Below are 25,395 nucleotides of genomic sequence, written 5' to 3'. Positions count from 1 at the left end.
TCAGTGTATCAGCACACCTCAAACGTCAATCCTGCATCTTTCACCAAACGTTCGATCAAAACATCGCCAAACATCGACGCCGGTGTCCAAAATCCCCCTGCTTTAACAGACGGTGGAAAATCCTCCGCCAAACATAGCCCTGCCTGGCCCAAAATCTTAGCTGTGGACCCATAGCCCGGATCGCGATCGCCCGTCACCTTAACCTGAATAGTCTGTCCCTCAGCAGTTGTCCCCCAGAATCGCAAATCATAAAACCCTTGCTCCTGGGCTGCCTGACTTGGTCCTTCCCCTGGTTTAGGAATCAGCATAGTCTCCAATAACCAGCGCGTCGGTGAGAATGCCATGGCCGCCGCCACACCGACTAAACTAACACTAAGCCCCTGAGCCACCAGCCAGCCTGTGGCATTAGGCCCGGTCAATACCGCTTCGTCATACTGAAACTGTTTACCGTAGGCATAATCCAGCAGGGCATTTGACCGCAGCACAATGCGGGTATTAATGGCTGCCATCACAAATGGGGACACCCACCCTTGAAAATCCGGATCGTACTGTACCGGAACCAGGATCGGGGGAGGCTCCGGCAGCTGGCTACTATCTGGGCAAAGCGAATAGGGGTTATCCAACTCCTGGCGTAGGGTAGCATTGGTACTGGCCTCTTTCGCCAAATTAATGCCGCTGGCAGCAGTCCCCCCCGAGATGCCGCCTCGGGCTGCTTTAACCCGCATTTTGATGCGATCGCAAACTCTCCCAAACCGTTGTTTTGCCTGCTGCTGCAGATAATACACACCCAAATCAGACGGAATCGAGTCAAACCCACAGCAGTGAACAATCCGCGCCCCGGATTGCTCAGCAGTGGCACTGTACCGCTGACTCATCTGTCGAATCCACTGGGGCTCTCCGGTCAGATCACAATAGTCAGTGCCAGTCTCCGCACACACCTTAACCAGCGGTTCCCCGTACAGAGCGTAGGGACCAACGGTGGAGATAACAACCTGGGTTTGGTCGCACATATGCCGCAGGCTGGCCTCATCGGAGACATCTGCAATGATTTGGGGTAAGCCGTTGGCTTCTAGATCAGACACCAGGGCATTTAATTTAGCCTGGGAACGACCTGCGATCGCCCACTTAACAGAACCATGTACCCCAACCTGCTTTAACAAATACTGGCAGAGGATACGGCCAACAAATCCGGTTGCACCAAAAACAACTAAATTGTATTGGGGAGTTTGATAAGCCATGAAAATTTCCCTATTGCTCTAGTTGATGGAGGCTAACAACCTTTTAGAGATTGGCTAATTGTATACGCTATAATCGTTTATAGGTGGCTCTGGTGCTTGCTTTAGGTGGAGAATCCTGCGAGCTATTTCTGCATCTTTGTACCGCATGGTTGGAAAATCATGACTTAATTTGTGTTGGACTTTTGCCCTAATCAGCGCCTCTATAATCCTGCAATTGTTCTACCAGGTGCAAAAAACCTTGGGATATGCTTTCTGAATGGATAGTTTGTTCTGATGATATGTCCAGGTCTTGGGCCGTAATCAGGGTACTGTTGGCGAGCACCTGGGTCATCTCTTGTGCAGCATTGTAGGGCACCATGGCATCATGCTCCGCATGCCATAGCGTCACCGGTTGTTGAATGGCTGAGATATCAAATCCCCAAGGGCGAATCTGCAGCTGACTTTCTCGGGCCATGCCGATATGGTGGTTGGCGCGAGCATCTTTCAATATGTTGAGCATATAGGGATGATCAGATTGCTGCTCAGAAAAAGCCTCTAGCCACGTTGCATAGTCATCCTGAATCTCGGCAATGGGGCTGACTAAGAAACGGTTATAGGTGGCTTGATCGTCATGGGAATAGTGACGAATAACAGTTTCTAAAAAGACAGCAGGCACACCATCTAATACCCAAACATGGGTAATGATGTCAGGAAACGCAAAGGCCGTTGCATAGGCATAAACCGCCCCAGCGGAACAGCCGATGGCAATGGCAGATTGAATATTCAAAGCATGGATGAGTTGAGCAAAGATAATATTCCAGTCGGCAACACATTCTATGGAAAAAATAGACGAGTCTCCATAGCCCGGTCGTTCTAGTACGATGCAGCGTACACCTGCTTGTTCGATGGCCTGTATCCATTCATCGCCGAGCCACGAGCTGCCGAGCAGACCATGGAATAGGAGTAGAGTGTGTTGTCCTTGTCCGTATACTTGATAGGCAATTTTGCCGTCCTTAAGGACAATAAATTGTTTTGACATTGCGCAATATTTGCATAGCTTGACTCTCCGTCTATTCTAGTTAAGAATAATTCCCAATTGCTAGCTAAATACTTCTCCTGGAAGGACAGCCAGTGCACCCATGACTAACCTGAGATCAGTCCTATGCCCCTCGATCACGCTCGGACCATTACTCAAGTCGAATATGATGCCATTTGGCAAGAAGCCAGTGAGTGTGGTGAGGTGGCCTGGAAATGGAACGGGATTGAATGCTGGCAGTCTATTCCCCAGCGATTGGGAAAAGGTGAGAAACGAGTTATTAGGCTACAGCCAGGGCTGACGCTCTATATTTACACTAGCTGGTATTTGCGATCGCTACAGCTAAACTATCACTCCACTACCAAAGACAAGCTCCTGTCCAATTTTTATTTGTTGGGGGGGCACCGTACAATTAACCCTGGGATTCAGCTCGAAGACGACAGAGAGGAAACGGCGGGAGAAACCTGTCTCTGCCATATTGCTGAGGCACAATCAATTGAATACTACCCGGCTGAGCAATCCCACAAAAATCTCGGCATCGCCATTGATTTTGAACGACTGCGCTCATTTGGGTTTGCCCAGGAAGATGCGCCGCCCCCATTGCGACAGCTGGCGCAGGGGAAAGCGGTGGACAGTTTTCATCAATCTTTGAATCACACCACCCCGATGATGCAACAGATTCTCCAGCAGATGATGGACTGTCCCTATCGCGGTGCCATAAAACGTATGTATTTAGAAAGCAAGGTGTTGGAACTTTTGGCCCTGCAGTTTCATCACCTGAGCAAGGTGCAGCGGTCAAATTTGGTGTCTCCTAAATTACGATCAGGCGATATTGAACGGCTGCAGCTAGCGCGAGACATTCTGAGACAAAAATTTAACGACCCGCCCTCTCTGCTAGAGCTGGCCAGGCAGGTGGGACTAAACGACTACAAGCTTAAGCGCGGCTTTCGTCAGGTGTTTGACACCACGGTGTTTAGCTATGTCCACACCTGTCGTATGGAGCAGGCTCAGCATCTACTGTGCGATCGCGGCTTGAGAATTGCGGATGTCGCCGAACGGTTGGGCTATGCCAGTCCTAGCCGATTTTGCCATGCGTTTAAGCGCCATGCCGGTCTGCCTCCCAGTCACTATCGCCGTCAGTTTAAGGCGTAATGACAAAAAAATCCTGATCGGACAGAAAAAAAATCCGTTTGCGACAACCTTAAATTTATCAAATCCCGTATCGTCAAGTTTATTAGGAATCTTTCTTGATTGACTTTAGATGTGTGGGTGTGAGGCTATGGGTAAACAGGCTATCGGGTATCGGATTGCGCCGCTCTTGGCGTTGAGTTTGGCACTGGTGGGCCAGTCAGCATGGGCTGAAGAGACTGTCCGACCCAATCATCTGCCAGATTCCTCCATAGTCCAAGGGGAGCGCTCCCTGGCTCAGGCATTCGTCCAGGTGATTGATGTCCAGGTAAATCCCATAGAGGTAGGGGTGGAGGTAGTTCTTAAAACCGCCGATGGGGCATTAGAGACTGCTGACACATCTGTTGTGGGCAATGCCCTGATTGCCGATATTCCCAACGCGGTGCTGGCCAATGGCGAAGCGTTTCAGGCGGTGGACCCGGCGGCGGGGATCGCTTTAGTTTCTGTCGATCCCACGGCGAACGGTCTGCGTGTCACCATTACAGGAGCTGCTGCCCCTCCCATGGCAGAAGTGCGGGTGGAGGAACAAGGACTCGTGCTAAGCATCGCTATAGGGGAGACAGCTGGTGATGATTCGCTGCGGCTGTTGGTGACGGGTGAGCAGGAACAAGACTATGGTGCCACCCAGGCCACCGTTGGCACCCGGACGGTAACGCCGATTCTGGAGGTGCCGCAATCAATTCAGGTGGTGCCTGAGCCTGTGCTCGAAGATCAAAATGCACTAACGCTTAATGATGCGCTCAGAAATGTTAGTGGTGTGCAGCCATCCTTTGCGTCAGCGCGTTCTCCCGTTACAGCTGTCGTTATTCGAGGGTTTAATGTCGATAACTTATTACTCAACGGGTTGAGAGACTCAACATTTACAGATTTGGGGATTGGGCTAACTAATGTTGAGCGAGTGGAAGTGCTTAAAGGTCCGGCTTCTGTATTGTACGGTTTAGGGGACTTAGGCGGCACGATCAATGTTGTTACTAAACAGCCGCTGAGGGAATCATTTTATGAACTAGAATACACCGTAGACAATTTTGGCCTGCATCGCCCTGCCATTGATCTGTCTGGTCCTTTGAATGCGGATCGAACCGTATTGTATCGGTTCAATGCGGCTGGCGAATTTGGCGAGAACTTTGTGGATTTTGAAGATATTGACTCTCGTCCTTTTGTTGCACCTGCGCTTACCTGGCAAATTGATGACGATACAACCTTGACGCTAGAAGCCAACTATTTGAGAAATAATACAACGGGGGATGCACCCTCTTTACCGGCTGTGGGCACGGTGATTGACAACCCCAATGGAGAGATTGATTTAGATGTCAACCTGGGGGAGCCTGATCTCACTGAAACTCAGGAACAGGTAACTCGTATTGGCTATCGTCTGGAGCATCAGCTGGATGCTCACTGGGCCATTCGCAGTGAGTTTAGCGGAGCCTTTTTCCGCGAGTTAACCAACACGATTGCCTTTCCTTTGGGCCTGCTGCCCGACCAGCGCACCCTACTACGAGCCCTGGTGGATGTGGATACTGACCGCGATAGCTATGTGCTAAACAACAGCGTCGTGGGAGGGTTTAATACTGGTTCCGTTGACCATCAGCTGCTGGTGGGGGTGGAGCTAGCCAGGGAAAATGTGACGGATCGATTGGTGGCTAATTTTCTAGATCCGATTGATATTTTTGATCCGGTGTATACCCCTGATAACGTTGGTTTTGAAGTACTGCGGCAAGATGTCTTTAGTCGTACCGATTCGTTGGGGATCTATGCCCAAGATCAGATTTCGTTTACGGATGATTTAATCCTGGTGCTGGGGGGGCGATTTGATATTGCTGGGGTGAGCAATGATGATGCGATCGCCCAAACCGATGAGTTTCAGCAGGATGAAGCCTTTAGCCCCCGCGTGGGTTTAGTCTATCAGCCCAGCGATGATGTCTCTCTCTATGGCAGCTATACCCGATCCTTTACCCCCCAGGCTGGACAAACCTTTACTGGAGACTCCTTTAGACCGGAGCGCGGTACCCAATATGAGCTGGGCGTTAAGGCAAATTTGCTACAGGATAAGCTGTTTGCGAATCTTGCCTTCTTTGATCTAACTCGCACCAATGTACTCACTAACGATCCAGATAACTCGCTGTTTCAAATTCAAACTGGGGAACAGCGTAGTCGAGGCATTGAGCTAGACGTGCAAGGCGAAATCTTACCCGGCTGGAATGTGATCGCCAGCTATGCACTAACGGATGCTGAAATCACCGAAGATGAAGTTTTTGAAGAGGGAAACACTCTCTTTAATGTGCCGCGTCATGGGGGCAGTTTATGGACAGTGTATGAGCTACAGCAGGGTTCCCTTGAAGGATTAGGCTTTGGCTTGGGACTATTCTTTGTTGGAGAGCGAGACGGAGATCTCGACAACACCTTCGAGCTACCGTCCTATGTCCGTTCCGATGCGCTGGTGTACTATCAGCGCGATCGATTTCGAGCCCAACTTAATGTTCAAAACTTGTTTGATATTGACTTTTTTGAGGCATCTCGCAGCGGTAATGACCTAGAAATTATTCCAGGTCAGCCCTTGACCGTATCGGCAAAAGTGTCATGGCAGTTCTGATGATGGGTCTGGAGAGACGTTGCATGCAACGTCTGTACATCCAATAGAGAAACCTAATTAATTTTGTTTACTAAGGGTTTTATCAATGCGCAAGCACCTAAAGCGTTTTATCTGGCCAGTGCTGATTGGTTTGACATGCTTAATTACAATCGCCTGTCGGCCTGATGTGTCTTCTGCGCCCGTCGCTAACTGTCGGCCAGTTCAGCATGCCATGGGAGAAACCTGTGTTCCCCGGACTCCTGAACGGATTGTGACGCTGACGATGCCTGCTTTGGCCAACCTGATTGCCCTGGGGATTCAACCAGTGGGAACGGCTACCTATAATGCCTTTTACGGGATTACGGTGCAGCCCTATCTACAAGACAAAGTAGATGGAATTGACTGGGTTGGCAGTAATGATCAGCCCAATTTAGAAAAGCTGATACAGCTTAACCCTGATCTGATCCTGGGTATTAAAAAGCAACATGAACCCATTTATGACAAACTGTCTCAGATTGCCCCAACGGTATTGTTTGAGCTGGGCGATCGCAGCCAATGGCAACAGCTTGTATTAGACCTTGGTGCGGTCCTAGATCAGAGGCCCGCCGCAGAACAACTCTTGCAGGTCTATGGCAAGCGCGTTAGTGAGTTACGAGAACAGCTAGGGGAAAAAGGTCTACAGCAGGAGATCTCCATCGCCTATGTGATGGGAGGTGATATCTATTCGGAAGCAACTAACTCTTTCTCAGGCAGTATTTTGGCCGATGTGGGTCTACGTCGGCCACCAGCTCAAGCGAGCGTCGATCCAGATAATGGCAGGCTGATTTTCTCGCAAGAGCGGATTGACACCATTGATGGGGATGTGTTGTTTGTCCCTAAAAGTGGCAACCAGCTGGACCAAGACCAAGACGCATTTATGCAAAAACCGCTTTGGCAAACCCTAAAGGCGGTGCAGCAAGGGCGAGTGTATCGAGTCAATCTTTGGGATTGGACAGGTTTGGACATTCTGGCTGCCCATGAGGTGCTGAATGATTTATTCAAATATTTGGTGATTGAGGAGTAGACGAGTATTGTTATGGCAAATTATTCCCCAGGGATCAGAGACAATTCTGGACAGCTCTTGTCACATCTTTATAACTATCTGCTCGCTGTTTCTTTGCGCGAGTCTCAAATTTTGACCCAACTGCGCCAGGAGACCGCCCAACAGCCCATGGGTGGTATGCAAATCTCCCCTTACCAGGGTCAATTTATGGCCCTACTGCTGCGGCTGATGGGGGCTAAAAAAGTGTTGGAAATTGGTACGTTTACCGGCTATAGTGCCCTGTGGATGGCGCTGGCGTTGCCTTCAGATGGCACCCTCACAGCCTGTGATGTGAATGAAGACTATGGTGCGATCGCACACCGCTACTGGCAAACTGCAGGTGTTGCCGACAAAATCACGCTTCACCTTGCCCCAGCCCTCGATACCTTAGACAATCTCTTGGCCACAGGGCAAGCAGATACGTTTGACTTTGTTTTTATAGATGCTGACAAGGTCAACTACGGTTACTATTACGAAAAATCTTTAGATTTGCTTAGACCCGGCGGACTCATCGCTATTGATAATGTCCTCTGGTCTGGGGCAATAGCCGATCCAACCATCACCGATCCCGATACGCTGGCGCTGCGGAGTCTTAACCAAGCCCTGTATCAGGATGACCGCATTGAGCTAAGTTTGCTGCCCATAGCGGATGGATTAACCCTGGCACTTAAGCGTTTTTAGGCAAATGCTCTAGGAGTCACGAGGACAGGGAGATGAGGAGACGCGGAAAACACGTCAGGCGGGCTTCAAGGAGGCTCGCTTGGCCTTAGTCCGGTCTAGTGAAGAAGACCATCCCCACTTTGGGAGTACCTTTGGTGGGGTGGATGAGGCCGGTGCCCAATTACTCAATAGTGCCATTGCCAAAGGCATGGGTACGACTACCCAGGTCCACGGAGTAGGGGATGGAGCCCCATGGATTGCGGCTCAAATGAAGACTCAATTCGCTTAACAGGGCACCTACCTCGTCGATTTCTATATGTGTATGGAGCCATTCTTATGGCATTGTCAGACCGCCATCCACAGCAATTGATTGGCCTGTGATCGCATTACTCCAGTCAGAGGCAAACAACAACACAGATTGGGCAAACTCTTCGACTGAAATTGTCTGGCGCAGTGGCGTATTTTTCGCCACCAGCTCAAACACCTCATCCGTTGTAGCGCTGCTAGCGTCTGTTGTGCGCAGTAGGCCGCCTGCAATTAGGTTTACTCGAATACCGTACTGCCCCAGTTCTGCGGCAAGGTTGCGGGTTAAGCCTACTAGACCAGCCTTGGCTGTGGTGTAGTCGTAGTAGGTAACAACTGGGTTATAGACCAGGTTGGTTGAGATATTAATTACCTTGCCAAAGTGCTGGGCTTTCATAGACGGCACCACCGCCCGCACCACATTGAAAACACCTTTTACGGTTCCCTCAATTTGTTGAGAAAAGTTATCCCATTGAACTGTTTCAATACTTGTATACGGCGCTGTTGGATCAAACTTATAGGTAGGTAGGGCATTGTTGACAACTACATCAACCCTGCCATAAGTCTTAATTACCTGCGTCACCATAGCTTCCACCTCTGATGAGACCGTAACGTCGGCCTGATGGGCAAAGGCTCTGCCCCCTTGCCCGATAATAGAATCTACTACCTGGCTAGCTTGATCAACACTCTTCAAATAGTTCACACAGACAGCAGCCCCCTCATGGGCCAAAACTTGAGCAATACTAGCACCCACACCACGACTGGCCCCTGTGACAATGGCAACTTTGTTTTTGAGCAGCATAAAAATAAATATAAACTATGGAAATTGTTAGCTATGTACTTGACACATTTAGAGGTCTCTTATTAATCACCTTAGCTGATTGTTTAATAACGAAGCTGTTGTTAAACAATCAGCCGAGAAATTAAGAGGGTTTACTAAAAATAGTTAGAACCACTGGGTCAGGCCCTAACAGATGTTGATGTCTAATGCATTCTAATCCCACTTGCATACCCATTTTCTGACGTTTTTCTCGACTGTAGAACCTCATCTCACCATGCCAGATCTTAGTTAATGAATGATTTGCCAGATCCACTAGATAAAACATGCCACCTGGTCGCAGCACTCGATAAACCTCAGCTAAGACTCGCTCAGGATCAGGATAATGGAGAAAGCTAATTGTATTGAAAACTGCATCAAATTGGTCATCGACAAAACGCAATGGAGCAGCATTCCCCTGTACAAAAATCAGACGGGGCCGATGGCGGTTAGAACGACGTGCCTGGCGCAACATTTCAGCGGAAAAGTCCAGTCCCGTGCCTTGCAAGCCAGGATATTTGGCCGCCATACGATTGAGCAAACGCCCAGTACCACAGCCAATATCAAGGACATTGGCTTGTTCAGGCAATTCAACATAGTCTAACAGCCGTTTATGGATAGCCTGATAAAACACTGAGGTAAAAATGAAATCATAGAACGGTGCCCAATAGTCAAATAATTGTTGTTTCTTGTTTGACACATTCATGAGCTGACCTGATTTTGATTTCACGTAAAATCTTAGCGTGAGTCCTTGATGATGGGCATATCTCCAAAAACAACGGCGTTGCTGATCCTCGGGATGATTCCATCTGAGAAATTCTGATACACTGCATTAGCAGATCGGTTCATCCTCTAAATCAGCCATGGCCAAACGGCTGCTGAAGTCACTTTTGGGCGTTACTAAGCCTTTGCTTCAACAGGCTCTAGCGATTCTGCCAGTTTTCGTTCTCGCACAAACATGAAAAGGCTAAAGCCAAAGGCGAAGGAAATGGCGAAAATGAGAGCGATGTAGATACCCCAAAATTTTAGCTTGAGGCGTCGGCCTTCAGTCACCATCAAGGCAATAGCTAGCACGAGCACAATAGTGAGGTCTGCTGCAATAAAGCTAGAGGCTGCATTTGCCCACACTTGTTCAATAAACGTGGGCAAATCAAAAGGCAGAGAGTCTACAGAATCCTTAGTTGCTGTTATAAACTGCGTCAGGAAATAACCTGGCCAAATAATGCCAGCCACGGTCATTACAGCATAAATTGCTTGTCGAACACGGTTCCAAAACATTGACAATTAACCAAATCAGTACTCTTTAGTATTGATACCAGATATGCCCTGGCCGATAGCCATCTCCTTCCCCAGGTTAGCGACAGCTACTTTATCGATGCCCAAGCTGCATTGCAGGAACATCTGGACAATCGAAACCCAGACCAAACCAGACCCTAGTCCCTTTAAGCGATGAAACCCATTCTGCTGAAGATGTTGCTATCTGCTCGCGGTCCTTACTGACCGAGCACGCTGGAATGCGCTCGGAAAGAAGAAAAATGATGTCACCACTTAAAGGGGTAACATCTTCTGAAAATTTGTTTTCAGATTCCACAAAATCTGAATAAACCAGGGTGCCCCTGCATCAATTTGCTTATCTATTCTGTGCTGTTCTTCAGTGCGATCAAACTTCCAGTAACTACTGATGTACACGTTTTCTGATTCAATATTGCGTGAATCTTTCATGTACTGCCTGATTCTCTTCATGCTTTCAAATTCACAAGCCACCCAAACATAAGGCTCTCCATCTTTCCAGGGAAGAGATTTTATGGCATGTAACAGAGCATCGGGGTTTTCACCAGGTTTATCACTGACAACCCACTTCACATCAATACCGTTAGGCACCTTAAGGGATTGTTTGTCCGCTTCACTGGGCACCTCAACGACAGCATAACCCTGGGCCTGACTTGGCAGTAGTTCTAAATTGCAACATAATGCGGGTAACCCTGACATATCACTCGCCAGCAAAAACCAGTCAGACTTGTAGTTAACTAGCTTTGTGGGACCAGGCCCCCCCATAAGTATCTTGTCACCGGGCTTGGTTGATTCAGCCCATCTGGCCGCTGGACCACTTTTAGAACCATGTAAAGAAAATTCAATCCCTAATTCGTTGTCTGCTCGATTAAAGGTACGTACAGTATAGGTGCGTTTTAGATGCTTTTCCTGCGCCCGGTTTTTATCACCTATGGCTTGACCATCGTCAGAAAATAACAGCTTTACATAGCCACTCTCGTAATTTTCAGGAAAATCGGCCAAGTCATCCCCTGTAAAGATGACTCTCTGCATGTGGGGAGTGATTTTTAGAGTTTTTTTTACAACTATTGTTCGATAATCTGGCCCAGCCATAGGTCTATTTAAAAGAGATTCTACATTTATAAATATTATCACTTCCTTTCTCAATTGAGAAGTGTTCTCAATAACGAAATAAATAATTGATAATCATTGATAATATTAAGTCTCAATCCCCATGCTCCCAAGTTGGGTTGATTCAAATATTTAACAGGTCTGATGGGGTAATAGTGAGCTTTATCATTCTGCCTTATGTGCACTGAGGAGTAGCGAACCCGCTTTGCAGTAGGCTCGATAGTTATCATAGTCTGGAAAGTATGGAGACGGCGTAAAGTCACTGGCAGCCGTCTGAGTGGGAAGGGGAACGTGGCGATAGGCTGCATTTGCCCAACCAGCCGATGACAGTAGCGTCTGCCACTCCGCTGCTGATAGGTTATGTACCGTAATTGGTAACGCGTCAACCCAATACGTTGCAGCTGGATTTCCCTGGTAGAGGTCAATCACAAGACCTAGTCGACCGCCGGGCATTGCTATGCGCAGCCATTCTTTCAAAGTTTCGAGCGGTTGGGGCGTGTAGTAAATAGATTCCACAGAGACAATATGGGAAAACTTGTCATTCTCAAATGGAGTGTTGGCACTGTCTGCGGTTAAAAAACTTATATGCGGTAGGGTACGGCGTGAGGATGCGATCTCAATCATCTCAGTGGACAAGTCGATCCCGACCCCAAGGGCAATGTGAGGGCCAATCAGCTTATTAAGGACCCAGCCGATGCCACAGCCTGCATCAAGGACAACAGAGCTATCAGAGATCACAAAATCCTCCAGTAGCTGCTGAGTGGCAAAGAGATGACCGGCAGCCATAGCGTCACCTCGGCCCGCGTCGGCCCACTGATCAAATTCAGAGGCAACATCACGACTACTGGAGAATGTATTCTGTTTTGATGTCATAGTCTCGAAATCTTCACCTATTCAGTTTCTTTAGCAGGCGCAAAGGAAGCTGTACGCCATTATATACGAGAGCAGAGGGGAAATCACTCAAGTGGTCAGTCTAAGCCGAGAGGTTGATATAGGTCGACCACCCTTAGGGTTACCACACTTTCTCTTATGAGATCGATTTATCTCATAACGCTCTGGATTGAATGGTTTGGGGTTGAAACAGACGCTCGACAGCATGACTATCTTGGTATTTTTTTCTGCACGACCCTGATCGTTAGAAAAGTCAGACACCACCCGCTCATGCGGGTGGTGTCTGACTACCAATCTGTCCGATTTTGAGGGGCTGTGGTTTGTAGGGACCAGCAACAGTCAACATGCGAGCGTAGGGTTTACGGATCATGTCTGTCAATACTCACCACTAAGTCTACTCCGATGCCAAGATTGGGTAAAACTCTTTACTATTAAGTTTGTACTGGTTCAGCATAGTAAACGTCTCTATGACAGACGAGTTAATTGAGATCGCAATCAACCTCCAAAAACAACACTATCCAGATGCAGAGATTATCTTTTTAGCGGGCTCTATCATTCGTGGTGAAGCTACCGCCACTTCGGATCTTGATCTTGTTGTTGTCTTTCAACAGCTTCCTGCGGCATATCGAGAATCTTTTCAGTTTGAAGGCTGGCCCGTCGAAGCATTTGTCCATGATCCTGAAACGCTGAGGTACTTTTTCTTTGAGGTCGATAGCCCCACAGGGATACCTTCTTTGCCCGCTATGGTGAGTGAAGGAATCGAGATACCCCAGCCGAGCGAGCTATCCAGAGAGCTGAAGCAGCTAGCGGACGATATTTAGATGACGGCGGTCCACCGGTCTGGGACAAAGACGCCATCGATAGGTCACGCTATGCCATTACAGAGCTGATCGATGATATTCGAGCACCGTGCTCAAGGGCAGAACTGATAGCTTCTGGTACTTAGCTATATGATGCGGTGGCAAATCATTATCTGCGTAGTCGGAATCTCTGGTCTGCCACAGGCAAGACAATTCCCAAACGATTGCAGCAAGTTTCCCCTCAGTTTGCTGCTCAGTTTGAAGACAGCTTTGCAGCTCTCTTTGCCCATGGAGAGACTGATCAGCTTATAGGGGTAGTAGAGAATATGCTAATGCCAGAGGGTGGTTGGTTATTTGAGGGGTATAAACTTGTTGCCCCTGTTTCCTGGAAAAAACCTATCTAACCCCTATCTAAACAGGTTATTGGCTCTAAACCATAGAGTACACCGTCATCAAAATCAGCTAGCTACCCTGACAATCTCCAGAAAGCAACCCATAAGGCAAGATAGAAAAGCAAACATAACTTGAAACCACGGTCACGATGAGCCTACCGCCCCTGATTCCGCGCGCCACTCTGTTTGGAAACCCCCAGCGCACCAGTCCACGCCTGTCCCCGGATGGCAAATACCTGGCGTATATTGCGCCGGATGCCAATAACGTTCTACAAGTGTGGCTACAGGAACCAGGCGGCGATGATCGTCAGCTCACCCAGGATAAAAAACGCGGTATTCGGTCATATTTTTGGACATACCAGGAAAATCAGTTAATTTATCTGCAAGATGCCGATGGTGATGAAAACTTCCATCTTTATTTGGTGGATGTCACCACTAGCATGGTCCGTGACCTCACCCCCTTCCAGGGCGTTAAAGCTAACCCTATCGAACTAGATCCTGACTTTCCCGACCGAGCTCTAGTCAGCCTTAACCTGAAGGATCGTCAGAAGTTCGACGTTTACAGCATCAATCTCACCACGGGTGCAGTGGAGTTTGACACCGATAATCCTGGCAATATCGTAAGCTGGACCGCCGACCATCAGTTCCAGATCCGTGCAGCCACGGCAGCCACCCCCGATGGCGGCTCCGAACTGCTTTATCGCGCTACTGCCGATGATGCCTGGGAGAGTCTGCGCCGCTGGGGACCAGATGACGAGGGCGGTGCCGTTGGATTCTCTAAAGATGGCAACACTCTTTACGTTGTGGGCACCCACGATGCCAATGCCCAACGCTTTATTGCCCTCGATCTAGCGGCTCGTACTGAAACTGTGATTGCCGCAGACCCCCAGTACGACATTAGTAATATCGTCACCCACCCCACTGAGCACACCATCCAGGCCGTTTCTGTCTATAAAGCCAAGGAAGAATGGACGGTACTTGACGAGGCTATTCGAGGAGATTTTGAGGCCTTGGCCCAAGTGCGTCCCGGTCAGTTTGTCATTAGCTCACGCACTACAGCCGATGATATATGGCTGGTGGCTTATCTCACTGACGATGGTCCGGTATACTACTATCGCTATGATCGTAATCGTAAAGACGCCACCTACCTATTTAGTAACCAGCCCAAACTAGAAGATCTGGCCCTGGCGTCGATGGAACCCATCGAATACCAGGCTCGCGACGGTCTCACCATCCACGGCTATTTGACCTTGCCGGTGGGCATCGAAGCTAAAAATCTACCCACGGTGCTGTTTGTCCATGGCGGTCCTTGGGTGCGGGATATGTGGGGCCTAAACCCGCCTGTACAGTGGTTGGCAAATCGAGGCTACGCTGTCCTACAGGTGAACTTCCGAGGGTCCAATGGCTATGGCAAAGACTTTCTTAACGCGGGCAATCGCCAGTGGGGCAAAACCATGCACGACGATCTGATCGATGCCGTAGATTGGCTTTGTAACCAGGGCATTGCCGACCGTACTAAAGTGGCGATTATGGGCGGTTCCTACGGTGGCTATGCCACCCTGGCGGGGTTAACCTTTACCCCAGATGTGTTTGCCTGCGGTGTAGATATTGTCGGCCCATCCAATTTGATCACCCTAATTCGCAGCGTGCCCCCCTATTGGCAACCGATGATGGCCATGTTTGCCCATCGTGTGGGCGATATTGAAACCGAAGAAGAGATGCTCAAAGAGCGATCTCCCTTGTTTTTTGTGGACCGCATCGAGAAGCCTTTGCTCATTGGTCAGGGTGCTAACGACCCTCGCGTTAAAGAAGCGGAAAGTGAACAGATTGTTGAGGCCATGCATAGGGCTGGCAAGCCGGTTGAATACGTCCTGTATACCGACGAAGGTCACGGGTTTGCGCGCCCAGAAAACCGCTTGCACTTCTATGGCATCGTGGAGGCGTTTCTGGCGAAATATATCGGTGGTCGTGCCGAATCTGCCGCTGAAGTTGAGGGACACTGCGGCGTGGTGAAATAGCGGGCTAGGGAGATCGGTGCCAGGGAGACTCGGAGAATGTCAGCAATGATTATCTGTATGTCTCCCCAGCACTTTTATCCTTTATCCCTTCACTGACCTTATCCCAAGGCTTAAGCTTGACAGACCACGAGGTTAGCAGACCATTTAGGGCAGTTCTGGTCTTATGCTAAGGGCAATTACCAAGAAAGTGGCTGTTTAACGTTGAGCTGAGCAGCGGCCAATATTTTTGCATCAATGCTTGGATTGTAAATTCCGTCCGCTCCTGCGCTATGTTATGGGACCTTACTCTGGACAAGCACTTAAGGCTCAATTCTTAATCCGATTTTATAGGTTGAAGAAGCCTGACCACCTATTACATCTATTGTGTATGTACCATCTTTAGGAAGGTTTCCTGCCCAAGACGTTGAGCTATTTTGCTGATTGGTAAGTTGAGCACCATTTGGAGCAGTAACAGCTAATCGAACTTGTTGCGAAGAAGAGTTCATTAAGATTGCTGTATTTTGACCTGCGGAAGCTGAAAATGTATATCGATCAATGCTGGATGCGGCTAAATTACCTTCTATCTGAGTTTCAATAGCCCCTGCAGGAAATTGAACAGCTCCCCTATCAAAAATTTTGGGCGATGAAAATGAACTAGACTCGCTAGCATTTCTATCAATTTGGGTTGGCTCTCCAACTTCTGCTCCAGTGAAATAATTTGATAGAAAATCTTTAAAGAGTTCGGCTTTCTGTCGACTCAAGAAAGATGCCACTTGAATGGAGGTTTTACTAGTATTTTCTCTTTTTTTCTTAATCGCATCAGCACATGCTTGAGTCTTTACAACATTCAGAGTTTCCTCATCATAGTCAACATAAACTGGGTATAACTGAACTGGATAAGCACTTAAATCACTAGGCAATGGATCCCCACATACGTCTTTTGGAAAACTTTCGCTGAAAAATGGATTCTCTACCTCAGATAACTCTGGATCTAATTCTGGTTCTACTAGAGGAGGAGAACCAGAATTGGATGATGGATTTGATGAAGGCTCAGGTGGGGTCGGGAAAGATTCAGAGTTTTCTTTGACTGCGGCTCCAATTGAAGCAGTGACTACATATACTAAGAATAAGAACCCCAAGCTTAGAGGAAAAAAGAATTTGGAAAGCCATATTGCTCGTCCAAGAAAACCAGACATATCAGCTAGTGTAGGGTCAGAATTCTTCTTCAGCTTATTGAGTAAAAAATCTGTTTTTGAAGAATTTACCGAGCGCTGTTTCGCTGCTTCTGGTAGAAGGTTGCTTATACTAGTACGATAGAATACTGATTTTTGAGTGGCTAACCAAGGAATAAACCTTGAAAGATACATACTTTCTTGTGGACGTTCTGGTGTCACAGGAGTATTGACAAGTGACATATCTTTCTTGTCCGAAGACTCCTTACGGAGGTTAGCTTCCTCGGTTTTGAGTTTTTCTATGGCAGTGATTTCTTTATCCTCAAAATCAGCGACAAAACTCATCAATGCTTGAGCAGAGAACTTCTGCCTTTCTTGGCTACTATCATCCTTCAGCCATATCATTAAATCACGTTCAATATCTGTCAGCTTACGTTTCTTAGTATCGAGCCATACAGGATATTTTTGGCCATCGATTTCTATAGTCCGCTCTCCATCCTTCAATACTGAACGCTGAACCAGATAAACTTCTGATAGAACGTTCATTAAAGCCTTATTTTCTTGCTGTGATGACAAACCTATGAGGTCTTTAAGATGAGAAGAAAGTGCTTGGAAATCTTGCTTGATTAACTCTGCTATTGCTGTTGCAACAATTTTTCGAACCTTTTTATGTCTTTCGTATTTAAAGATCTCTAGTAATCTGGAAAAAGCTGTCTCAACACTAATTTTCTCATCGCTTTCTGAGAAATCACCATAGGAGATTTTGCAGTATGTAAGAGCAACAGTTAACAACAGAGATTCTCGTTTATCCAACTTTCCAAGAGTAGCAATTTCTGTATATTCAGTTTTGCAATCTGAGCGCCATTCCTCAAGTAGAGATAATACTTCAGCTGCGTTAAACCCGTATGCTAATGCTAAACTTTCAGCCACTGGTGGGATCAAATCAGCATCTTGAACTATTGTGATTAAGAAATCACGAACTGTTGAGAGATGACGATTAATAAAGAAGGGAATTGTGTAGGTCTTGAATCGATCTCTAACTAAACGATTTTTATCTTCCGAGAGTTCTTCAAAGAGCTTATAAAGTTCTTCTGAAAGTTGATTTGGGAAATCATATAATGATGCATAAGCCACGGTTATGGCCAAAGTCGAGCGGATATAGTCTGCGGGCTCTTCGCTATTCTTCTTGGCTTTGTCTTTGAGCAAGAAAGAAATAAACTTGCTTATTCGTGTTTCTGTTTGCCAATTCTCTAGTACTGAAAACAGCTCTTTATCTAAGTCTAAATTAGGCTGGCTCTTTAAAACAATGGTTTGGTAATCTTGATCACGCCACGCAGCTATTGATCTCGCTGCAACCGCTTGCACCTCAATTTCTGAACTAGCTGCAAGCTCTAGTAATTTGTCTTCTACTGCTTCCCGCGAACCTAATCGTGAAATTAATCCTACTCCACTAATAGTTTCACTAATAGATTGACGCATTTTGTCCCGTCTGAGGGATGAGCCATAAAGCTCTCCACTATATTGATTAGTTGTTGCTTTTACTCAATAGACGAGAACAGGCAGAGCCGCAAGAATTTGTCTTCTATGACTTTTCCAAGCAATCTTGAGACATGTAAAGCGTTGTTTAGGAAAACGTAGTTTAACAAGCGTTTTTTGATCATCAGTGTCAATAAATTCAAAATAGCTACGCAAATTATCCAAATCACAATAGTCTAAGGCTTTTAGGTTAGCATCTCTATTTTTCCAAACATTAGTCACTAAAATTTCGATAGCGGCAAAAAATTGATCATCAAATAACCCATCAAAAAAACTTAAACTTATTGCCAGAAGTTGCTCTCTTTGGTTGAGCTGATTGTAATACCAAGTATTCAAAGCATCTTCATGAGAGAGCTGATTGATTAATTTATCATTATCGCTGACATCATTTTCTGTTAGGTCATGCCACCATGATTGACAAGAATCGGGTAAACGCCACGCGGCAAATGGAAGATCTGTTGTAACAATAACAAAGTGCCTTTTCTGGGCAATTGCTTGCTGTAACTTAGGTAGTGTGTAACTAAGAAAATTTTGTGGTGCAGCCTGATTAAGAATTAAGATTTTACGTAGTTCAGATTCTTCAACTTCATATTGAATAGAACCAGAATCTGAGCTGATATACCATTCCTTTGTAACTACCTTCTTGCCCCTTGGTTGTAGCTGTATTGCCATCAAGGCTGCTACATGTCTAGCCAAAGTCGATTTATCGACATTGATACCATCACCTAAAACTAAGAAGTTTTGCTGTTCTAAAGTAGTTAGTAATTTACTAGTAATTTGGGGACTTTGAAAAGTTGGGGGGCTAAATAATTTAAGATCAGGCTCAAAGAAATTGACCTCTCTATTAAATTTATTGACTACTGTCTGATAGCCGATTTGGGTAAAGTTATCTATACTGACATCACCTTTGATATTACTGTCAGAGATAGCAGTTTGAGAGACACTTCTATTAGGAGTCTCATTTTCTGTATCATCATTCAGGATATTTGTACCATTATTGGTATTTTCTTTGTCAGGATTTGCTTTTTCAGAATCTTTTACAGTTTTATCTTCAGTTCTGACTGTATTAGGATTTCGATTAACCATGAATATTTATCCCTCCTGGGTTGCATCTGAAATTCTTATGTCACCTTCTACGTTAACGTTACTAATAAGCGACTGTTTAGTTATCGACTGTTGGTCAATTTTTACTTGTTTGACTCTTTGAAGGATTATGTTCTTTGCTTGCGCATACTCAATCATGACCTGCTTAGCTGCTTCATCCGACTGAACAGTGTTCATAACTAGTTGTGCTTGTTCGGCAAGACTCGCATCTTCTTGAAAGACTTCTAGAATTTCTCCCTCAAGGACCTCAGGTTCCATCGCACCTGGAAGTTTATTCTTTTTTATGATTTTCCCCCACAGTGCCTGTCTGAGCTGTGAGGTTAATTCAGAAGCTGACTTACCTAAGGCTTTTCCTCCTTCTTTAGATGCTTCTTTCAAAATGAGTGCAAGTGTTGTACCGGCAAGAATTTCTAATGGTTCCATATTTCAATTTTGTTTTCAATAAAAGACTCTGAAAACCTTAATAATCTTTTGGCTATTCGAAGGCCTACTGTTGTAGTTTTGGCCAAACTGTTCTATTAACTGCTAAATTCTATCGCTCTTCACTCTGTATAGTTAGTTGTTTAAGACTTTGAAAGTATCTGGGGGCTTACAAAATTTCCAATATCGAATATGACGTGGACACAACAGTTTATAGATAGCACCTTGTAATTGAGTTTAAAGCAGCGTACTGCTTAGTTGGTTATCTAGCAGGTACCCTGGGGGGTACTTAGGAGATTAATTGTCAAGACCCTTTGACTTAATATCAGTTCACAAACTGATCATTCATATTACGAACTTTTGGCTAAATTCCATTAACCGTCATCATAAAGTATTCGTTCCCGACGACGAGTTTGTAGAGGTTGTAGATCATCGATGGTGCGCCATCAGGTTTGCAACATAACGGCTTGGGCTTCAGCAGATGAGGATATGATTATTTTGCATCATAATCTAAATTTATTCTCCGTTCCGTTGCAAGCCCTTGTTAGGCAACCTATTCAGCAAACATTTCAGCCAAGATATCAAGAAGCATTTTTTGCTCATCTTGACTGATTCGGCCAAGCTTTTTGACCAATCGATTTTTATCTACTGTACGGATTTGATCCAAAACAATTTGCCCATTTTTGCCCTGAAATTGACAGACAAGACGAGTGGGATATTGCTTACCTTTTGTAGTCATTGGCGCAATGATAACCGTAGCGATATAGCGGTTCATCTCATCCGGTGAGATAACAACACAGGGTCGCGTTTTCTGAATTTCACTACCAACAGTGGGGTCTAGGTTGACCAGAAAAACATCGAAACGTTTGACTACCATTCCCATTCAGATTGATCCCAATCAGTAGTGCTGACATCATCTAGAAGTGCATCATCTTGATTCTTAGCCATTGCTGCAAAAGCCTCATCCCATCCGGCACGCCAACAGTGTGCTGTGCGAATAGTCAGACAATCACCCTGTACTTCAATCTCAACGTCTTCATGAATACCGCTTTGCTCTAAGAGAAGCTTAGGAATGCGAACGCCTTGAGAGTTACCAATTTTGACGATCCGAGTTCTGATAACTGTGCCCATAGTTTAGATACTTGCGAACACGAACATGTAATTACATCGTAATCACAGGTCAAGGGACTGTCAAGCAGTGCGAAATTGACCTCGTCTGCCTCAGGGCGTATTTATGTGGCGTTTGTTTACGCCAGAGTTGACAAACCGAGTTTCCCCGCAACGTCTCCATTCGTTACAGGGTAAGCAAACTCAGTGGGCGTGAACAGCCGATCGTAATCGCGGGACTTCGCATGTGAACGTTGTTCGGCAACAAAGCCAGAAATATCTTGAATATCAGGTATCCATTCGCGAGCGTATTTTGCAATCACATCACCGCGTAAGCCCAGTTGAATTGGACGATCTTTCCTACTAATGGATTCAAGACTTAGAGCAATTTCACAAATAAAAGATTCAACATCTTCATTTTCTATCCTGCGACATAATTCTCGATATTCATTACGAGCATCGACCTTAATCATGCCTCCATTCCCTGGGTCAGCCGCATCCACATGGGCAGTTGGGTATCGCCACCGTCCTCAATGCGTTCCAGGGCTGTTGCCATCTCCACCCGCACATCAAATTCAGATTCTTGACCCACGGCCTGGCGCAGGGGCTCAATCACCGTTTGATCGCCCAGCTCGGTCATAAATCGAGCCGCCCGCCAACGGACTAATTTAGACTCATCGGTCAGCACCTCAGCCATCGTCGCCAGGGCACTGGCATCGCCAATATCACTCAGGGCATCCCCGGCGATTCGACGGACCATAGCTGACGGATCCTGCCGCACCACACGGCACAGGGGGGCAACCGCAATCTCTAGAGTACTGGCCCCCAAAAGGGCCGCTGCCCAACGGCGAATAGCGCTTTTCTCATCATCGAGTACTGCTACTACGGCGGCAAAGTTATCGGTGGTCACATCAAGCTGCTGTAGTGCCTTTAACCGCTTTTTCCAGTCAGGATCGTTCAACTCAGCCACAAGCATCTGTTGCTGAGCCGCGTGGTCAGGGGACTGAGCTATGGCGCTAACGGCGGCGGCTTCAATCCGGGCCAGTTCTTCAGGGTCAAACAAACTATCGATTTCATCGGCCACCAGCTGAGCCACTTGCTCAGGCTCACCGGCTGGGGCCTGATAGGGGTCCCAGCGTCGTTCCATTACATAGTCAGCGCCCGTTTCACTGATGGCCCTTTGGAGTGACTGACTAAAGCGGTCGGGTAATGCAACTCGGGCCTGTTGTCCATCTGTTGCGGTGGCCTTGACCTGTATCGGAATGCCGCGAAACATCTGGACTGCCACTTCGAGCATGCCTAAATTTGAGCTGGTGGCCTGATTGTTAACTGGCTGTGCCGGTTCAGCCACCTGGGTCAGGAGCTTCGCATCCGCATTGTCGGCTATACCAATCGCCTTAGCTGCTTTTGCCAAAATGGATTGCCAGTCTGAGCTGCCCTGGCGGGTAAGGGTGATAAAGTCCTGGACTGCAAAGACAGACTTCACTCCCTCAATGGTGAGCAGTTGTTGAATGACTGCAGGGGTATCGGGTACGGTGCTGCCCTTGTCTAGGGTTAGGGCTTTGGGGCTAATGGTCCCATCCAGGTTGAGCTTGATGCAGTTGGGGCTGGGGGTGGTTTCGATGGAGAGCAGTTGCATGGTCTTAATGGTACTGGGCTCAGTTAACCATATTAAATATATCGATGGAGACCATGGGGTTGCTGGCCTAGATCATCAGCGAGATAGTGCATGGCTAAGGGGACTGCACAAGAATAAAGACCCAGGGTGGGGCTGTAGATGGGTGGATAAGTGATGGGGTAATGGTGTTTCCAGATGGCTCTATTTATAACGCTTGAATCTCTTTTTTTATAGCTGTTAAGAATGTTGGCACTATCTCATGGACCCACTGGGGTTCGCGGTGTCGGATCATCAACCAAAACAAGTTTTTAACATCCCAGAATGTGGCATCTAGAAGACCGGGTTCTTTGCGATCGCGCTTAAAATGCCAGTGTACAGAATTGGGATATTTCTTACGTGAGTAACCGCCCACATGGGAGATGTACATGCCCACAGTCTCTGCCGCTTTTTCTAAAACCCCATGCATTTCATCCGTAGAGATACCCTCCGGTAGCTCTACGTAATAGTCATCTGATTTTTTACGCTTCATGCTGAAACCTCGTTCCCTTAATCCTAGCTACGACGCACTGAGCTACTGACTGACCCGAAACACATGACCATCGGGATGTCTTAGGTGACATTCCCTGGCTTTCCAAGGCATATCTTCGGGAGGAAAAACAACCTCAATCCCGTTCTCAAGAGCAAGGGCATAAACCTGATCCACATTCTCCACCCAAATGGACATCCAGGCCCCCTTGTCTTGGGTTTCATCACCACCAGGGCCGAATGTACTTGAGTTGTTGCCCTTACCACGGCCACCCTGACCATCCTGACATAGAAAAATCTCACAGTCTCCAGAACCCACGGCTCCATATCCAGGGGGATCGCCCCAATCCCAGAGCTTCTGCCAACCTAATTTCTCGAACCATTCCAAACTTTCCTGTAGACTCGAAACATTCAGAATCGGGGTGATTACTTTAGCTTTCATATCCTCAGTTTCTGTGATTTTAAGTTGGTGCTAAGCGATCGGCACTAATCGACATGACAAAGAACGATAGTTAGCCCAGCCCATGATTCAACACCCAGTGGCTCATTAAAAACCGAACATCTAGATCGTAGTATAGTAAATTTGTACTGTGGCAGCCTGCTTTACATAACTTATATGGGATTAGCAAGCCGATTACCTTAATGGTTTGCAGGCATGACGAGCCCATAGGGCAATCCCTGAGTAACAGAGCAACATTAGTATTGTGAGACCGAGACCTTACGTCCAATGGGAATACACAGAGGTGTGCCCGCTACCGGATCGCTGACAATTTGACAATCGAGACCAAACACATCTCTCACCAATGTTTCGGTCATCACCTGGTGAGGCTTTCCTTGGGCACATACCTGGCCAGCTTTGATGGCGATGATGTGATCGCCATAGCGACAGGCCTGATTGAGTTCATGCAACACCATAACAATGGTGCGCCCCTCTCGCTGGTTGAGGTCATAGAGCAAATCCAACACCTCAATCTGATGGGCTAAGTCGAGAAAGGTGGTGGGTTCATCCAACAGTAAAATCTGGGTGTTTTGCGCTAAGGTCATGGCAATCCAGGCACGCTGGCGCTGTCCTCCAGAAAGACTGTCCACGGGTCTTTCTGCAAATTCTTGGAGTTCTGTCATTGCCAAGGCGGCTTCGACTTCTTTTTCATCGTCTTGGCTCCACTGCTGTAGCCAGCTCTGGTAGGGGTAGCGCCCCTGGGCTACAAGCTCTCGCACCGTCAATCCTTCCGGCGCAGTAGGCCCCTGGGGCAATAGTCCTAACTGTTTTGCTACATCTTTAGTAGGCAGTTTGAAAATGGAAGTGCTATCTAGATAGACAATCCCCTGCTGTGGTTTGAGCAGTCGCCCCAACCCTTTAAGTAACGTGGATTTGCCACAGCCATTGGGTCCCACGAGAACCGTAATTTTGCTTGAGGGAATGGCCAGATCCAGCCCCTCAATAATGGGGTTGCCATCATAGGCCAGGGTCAGTTTACGGGTGGTGAGAGCGGGATCTGTCATTTGCGATCGCGAATCAATAAATACAGAAAATAAGGCGCACCAATCACAGCGGTGATGATGCCACAGGGTAATTCAATGGGAGCAAATAACAGCCGACCCATCAGGTCAGCCACCACCACCACCATTCCCCCGGTCAGAGCTGCCGTTGGCAACAGCCCCTCATGGGAAGGCCCCACCAGCTGACGCGCAATGTGGGGAGCCATCAAACCAATAAAACCAATACTCCCTGCCGTGGCCACCGCCGCCCCAGCCAAGGCTACCGAACTCAGTAACAACCAGCCACGCTGCCATTCCAACCGGCTGCCCAGACCACGGGCTACATCATCTCCCATTTGTAGAGCATTCAGCTCTCGGCTCAGCACCAGTGACAACAAGCCAAAAACAATTAGCCAGGGCGTAAAGGCAAACACCTGGGCCCAGCTGCGACCATACACACTGCCTGCTAACCACACCAGCGCCTGACTAACATCGTAAATATTACCAAAGGTAACCATGAGATTCGTTAAGGCACCCGCCACTAAGCTAAAGCCCACACCCACTAAAATTAGCCTGACTGGAGAAGCCCCTCCATTCCAGGCCAGCAGGTATATTAAGACAGCAACTGTGAGGGCTCCCATAAAAGCGGCCAGGGGGAGTACGGCTATCGGCACCCAAGGGAAAACAACAATCAGACTGACCGCAGCCAGAGTGGCTCCGGCATTCACACCGATAATACCAGGGGCGGCCAGGGGGTTCCGGGTAATCCCCTGGGTCAGGGTACCTGCCATACCTAAGGCCATACCCACGCCCCAGGCCACCAAGGTTCTTGGCAAACGCAGTGTATTGACAATAAATCCGTAGTCTGGGTTATCCGTTGGTAATCCCAGCACCGTGCGGATCACATCTAGCGGGGGCACTGGATATTCGCCTTGACCAACGCTCCATACCATGGCCAACAGAGTCACTAACATCAGACCCAACAAAACTTTGGGAACTCGCCGATCCAGGCGTGCAGACACAAACCCTGTGCGTAGTATTAGCCACTGTAGATGGTCTTGGGACTGCCTTGTTTTTTGCATA

Annotated in this window: 26 protein-coding genes; 8 read left to right on the top strand and 18 right to left on the bottom strand. The window is 47.4% G+C overall.

The window, feature by feature from the left end; all coding sequences use genetic code 11:
• Positions 1-8: 8 nt before the first annotated feature.
• The gene (locus tag QGP82_RS09975) at positions 9-1,238 is read right to left on the bottom strand and encodes a saccharopine dehydrogenase family protein (protein ID WP_499058767.1); all 1,230 of its coding nucleotides are present in this window, start codon (positions 1,236-1,238) and stop codon (positions 9-11) included.
• Positions 1,239-1,425: 187 nt separating this feature from the next.
• Complete coding sequence (locus QGP82_RS09970) at positions 1,426-2,256, bottom strand: alpha/beta fold hydrolase (protein WP_163698902.1); 831 nt, start codon at positions 2,254-2,256, stop codon at positions 1,426-1,428.
• Between the two features lie 123 nt (positions 2,257-2,379).
• Here QGP82_RS09970 and QGP82_RS09965 point away from each other — a divergent pair, with 123 nt between their 5' ends.
• The 5 genes from QGP82_RS09965 to QGP82_RS09945 all read left to right on the top strand — a co-directional run bounded on the left by QGP82_RS09965 (position 2,380) and on the right by QGP82_RS09945 (position 8,040).
• On the top strand, positions 2,380-3,405 hold the full coding sequence (locus QGP82_RS09965) for a helix-turn-helix transcriptional regulator (RefSeq protein ID WP_499058764.1): 1,026 nt from the start codon (positions 2,380-2,382) through the stop codon (positions 3,403-3,405).
• A gap of 127 nt (positions 3,406-3,532) precedes the next feature.
• Positions 3,533-6,031 (top strand): TonB-dependent siderophore receptor, encoded by a 2,499-nt coding sequence (locus tag QGP82_RS09960; RefSeq protein ID WP_499058762.1) that lies wholly within the window; start codon positions 3,533-3,535, stop codon positions 6,029-6,031.
• 85 nt (positions 6,032-6,116) lie between these two features.
• Positions 6,117-7,073 carry an ABC transporter substrate-binding protein gene (locus tag QGP82_RS09955; RefSeq protein WP_499058761.1) on the top strand — a complete coding sequence of 319 codons (957 nt, stop codon included), beginning with the start codon at positions 6,117-6,119 and terminating at the stop codon, positions 7,071-7,073.
• A gap of 12 nt (positions 7,074-7,085) precedes the next feature.
• Entirely contained in the window at positions 7,086-7,772 is a 687-nt protein-coding gene (locus tag QGP82_RS09950; protein ID WP_499058759.1) for a class I SAM-dependent methyltransferase, read from the top strand.
• Between the two features lie 79 nt (positions 7,773-7,851).
• Entirely contained in the window at positions 7,852-8,040 is a 189-nt protein-coding gene (locus QGP82_RS09945) for a hypothetical protein (protein WP_499058756.1), read from the top strand.
• Positions 8,041-8,085: 45 nt separating this feature from the next.
• On the opposite strand, the gene QGP82_RS09940 is transcribed toward QGP82_RS09945, so the two are convergent.
• The 5 genes from QGP82_RS09940 to QGP82_RS09920 all read right to left on the bottom strand — a co-directional run bounded on the left by QGP82_RS09940 (position 8,086) and on the right by QGP82_RS09920 (position 12,144).
• Positions 8,086-8,856 (bottom strand): 3-oxoacyl-ACP reductase, encoded by a 771-nt coding sequence (locus tag QGP82_RS09940; protein ID WP_499058754.1) that lies wholly within the window; start codon positions 8,854-8,856, stop codon positions 8,086-8,088.
• A 121-nt stretch (positions 8,857-8,977) separates the two neighbouring features.
• Complete coding sequence (locus QGP82_RS09935; RefSeq protein ID WP_499058753.1) at positions 8,978-9,577, bottom strand: class I SAM-dependent methyltransferase; 600 nt, start codon at positions 9,575-9,577, stop codon at positions 8,978-8,980.
• Positions 9,578-9,771: 194 nt separating this feature from the next.
• Positions 9,772-10,149 (bottom strand): DUF2834 domain-containing protein, encoded by a 378-nt coding sequence (locus QGP82_RS09930; protein WP_499058751.1) that lies wholly within the window; start codon positions 10,147-10,149, stop codon positions 9,772-9,774.
• Positions 10,150-10,419: 270 nt separating this feature from the next.
• Positions 10,420-11,253, bottom strand: a complete 834-nt coding sequence (locus QGP82_RS09925) for a siderophore-interacting protein (RefSeq protein ID WP_499058749.1) — start codon at positions 11,251-11,253, stop codon at positions 10,420-10,422.
• 183 nt (positions 11,254-11,436) lie between these two features.
• Entirely contained in the window at positions 11,437-12,144 is a 708-nt protein-coding gene (locus QGP82_RS09920; RefSeq protein ID WP_499058747.1) for a class I SAM-dependent methyltransferase, read from the bottom strand.
• Positions 12,145-12,629: 485 nt separating this feature from the next.
• On the opposite strand from QGP82_RS09920, the gene QGP82_RS09915 reads away from it, so the two are divergent.
• From QGP82_RS09915 to QGP82_RS09905, 3 genes are all read left to right on the top strand, one after another.
• Positions 12,630-12,983 carry a nucleotidyltransferase domain-containing protein gene (locus tag QGP82_RS09915; protein WP_499058745.1) on the top strand — a complete coding sequence of 118 codons (354 nt, stop codon included), beginning with the start codon at positions 12,630-12,632 and terminating at the stop codon, positions 12,981-12,983.
• A gap of 137 nt (positions 12,984-13,120) precedes the next feature.
• Positions 13,121-13,366 carry a hypothetical protein gene (locus tag QGP82_RS09910; RefSeq protein ID WP_499058743.1) on the top strand — a complete coding sequence of 82 codons (246 nt, stop codon included), beginning with the start codon at positions 13,121-13,123 and terminating at the stop codon, positions 13,364-13,366.
• Positions 13,367-13,503: 137 nt separating this feature from the next.
• Positions 13,504-15,372 (top strand): S9 family peptidase, encoded by a 1,869-nt coding sequence (locus QGP82_RS09905; protein ID WP_499058741.1) that lies wholly within the window; start codon positions 13,504-13,506, stop codon positions 15,370-15,372.
• 299 nt (positions 15,373-15,671) lie between these two features.
• On the opposite strand, the gene QGP82_RS09900 is transcribed toward QGP82_RS09905, so the two are convergent.
• The 11 genes from QGP82_RS09900 to QGP82_RS09850 form a co-directional block, all read right to left on the bottom strand.
• On the bottom strand, positions 15,672-18,002 hold the full coding sequence (locus QGP82_RS09900; protein ID WP_499058738.1) for a PPC domain-containing protein: 2,331 nt from the start codon (positions 18,000-18,002) through the stop codon (positions 15,672-15,674).
• A 63-nt stretch (positions 18,003-18,065) separates the two neighbouring features.
• A complete protein-coding gene (locus tag QGP82_RS09895; RefSeq protein ID WP_499058736.1) occupies positions 18,066-19,145 on the bottom strand; it encodes a hypothetical protein in 1,080 nt (359 codons plus the stop codon).
• 6 nt (positions 19,146-19,151) lie between these two features.
• Positions 19,152-19,586, bottom strand: coding sequence for a hypothetical protein (locus QGP82_RS09890; protein ID WP_499058734.1), 435 nt, complete (start codon positions 19,584-19,586; stop codon positions 19,152-19,154).
• 550 nt (positions 19,587-20,136) lie between these two features.
• A complete protein-coding gene (locus QGP82_RS09885) occupies positions 20,137-20,466 on the bottom strand; it encodes a type II toxin-antitoxin system PemK/MazF family toxin (RefSeq protein WP_499058732.1) in 330 nt (109 codons plus the stop codon).
• Entirely contained in the window at positions 20,454-20,714 is a 261-nt protein-coding gene (locus QGP82_RS09880; protein WP_163698888.1) for an AbrB/MazE/SpoVT family DNA-binding domain-containing protein, read from the bottom strand. The genes QGP82_RS09885 and QGP82_RS09880 overlap by 13 nt, the downstream gene beginning before the upstream one ends.
• A gap of 116 nt (positions 20,715-20,830) precedes the next feature.
• The gene (locus tag QGP82_RS09875; protein ID WP_499058730.1) at positions 20,831-21,163 is read right to left on the bottom strand and encodes a DUF4291 family protein; all 333 of its coding nucleotides are present in this window, start codon (positions 21,161-21,163) and stop codon (positions 20,831-20,833) included.
• The gene (locus tag QGP82_RS09870; protein ID WP_163698883.1) at positions 21,160-22,329 is read right to left on the bottom strand and encodes a virulence factor; all 1,170 of its coding nucleotides are present in this window, start codon (positions 22,327-22,329) and stop codon (positions 21,160-21,162) included. Before QGP82_RS09870 ends, QGP82_RS09875 begins: the two co-directional genes overlap by 4 nt.
• A gap of 184 nt (positions 22,330-22,513) precedes the next feature.
• Positions 22,514-22,837 carry a hypothetical protein gene (locus tag QGP82_RS09865; protein ID WP_499058727.1) on the bottom strand — a complete coding sequence of 108 codons (324 nt, stop codon included), beginning with the start codon at positions 22,835-22,837 and terminating at the stop codon, positions 22,514-22,516.
• Between the two features lie 42 nt (positions 22,838-22,879).
• Entirely contained in the window at positions 22,880-23,275 is a 396-nt protein-coding gene (locus QGP82_RS09860) for a bleomycin resistance family protein (RefSeq protein WP_499058725.1), read from the bottom strand.
• Positions 23,276-23,529: 254 nt separating this feature from the next.
• Complete coding sequence (locus QGP82_RS09855) at positions 23,530-24,336, bottom strand: ABC transporter ATP-binding protein (RefSeq protein ID WP_163664987.1); 807 nt, start codon at positions 24,334-24,336, stop codon at positions 23,530-23,532.
• Positions 24,333-25,394: a FecCD family ABC transporter permease gene (locus tag QGP82_RS09850; protein WP_499058723.1), complete on the bottom strand. Its 1,062-nt coding sequence runs from the start codon at positions 25,392-25,394 to the stop codon at positions 24,333-24,335. The genes QGP82_RS09855 and QGP82_RS09850 overlap by 4 nt, the downstream gene beginning before the upstream one ends.
• Position 25,395: the final 1 nt, after the last annotated feature.

The organism is Leptothoe sp. LEGE 181152 (assembly GCF_032906605.1).
In the GTDB taxonomy this organism is placed as follows: domain Bacteria; phylum Cyanobacteriota; class Cyanobacteriia; order Phormidesmidales; family Phormidesmidaceae; genus Leptothoe; species Leptothoe turfae.
Note: the sequence above shows the minus strand (reverse complement) of the source record. Positions and strands in the feature narration are given on the sequence as shown.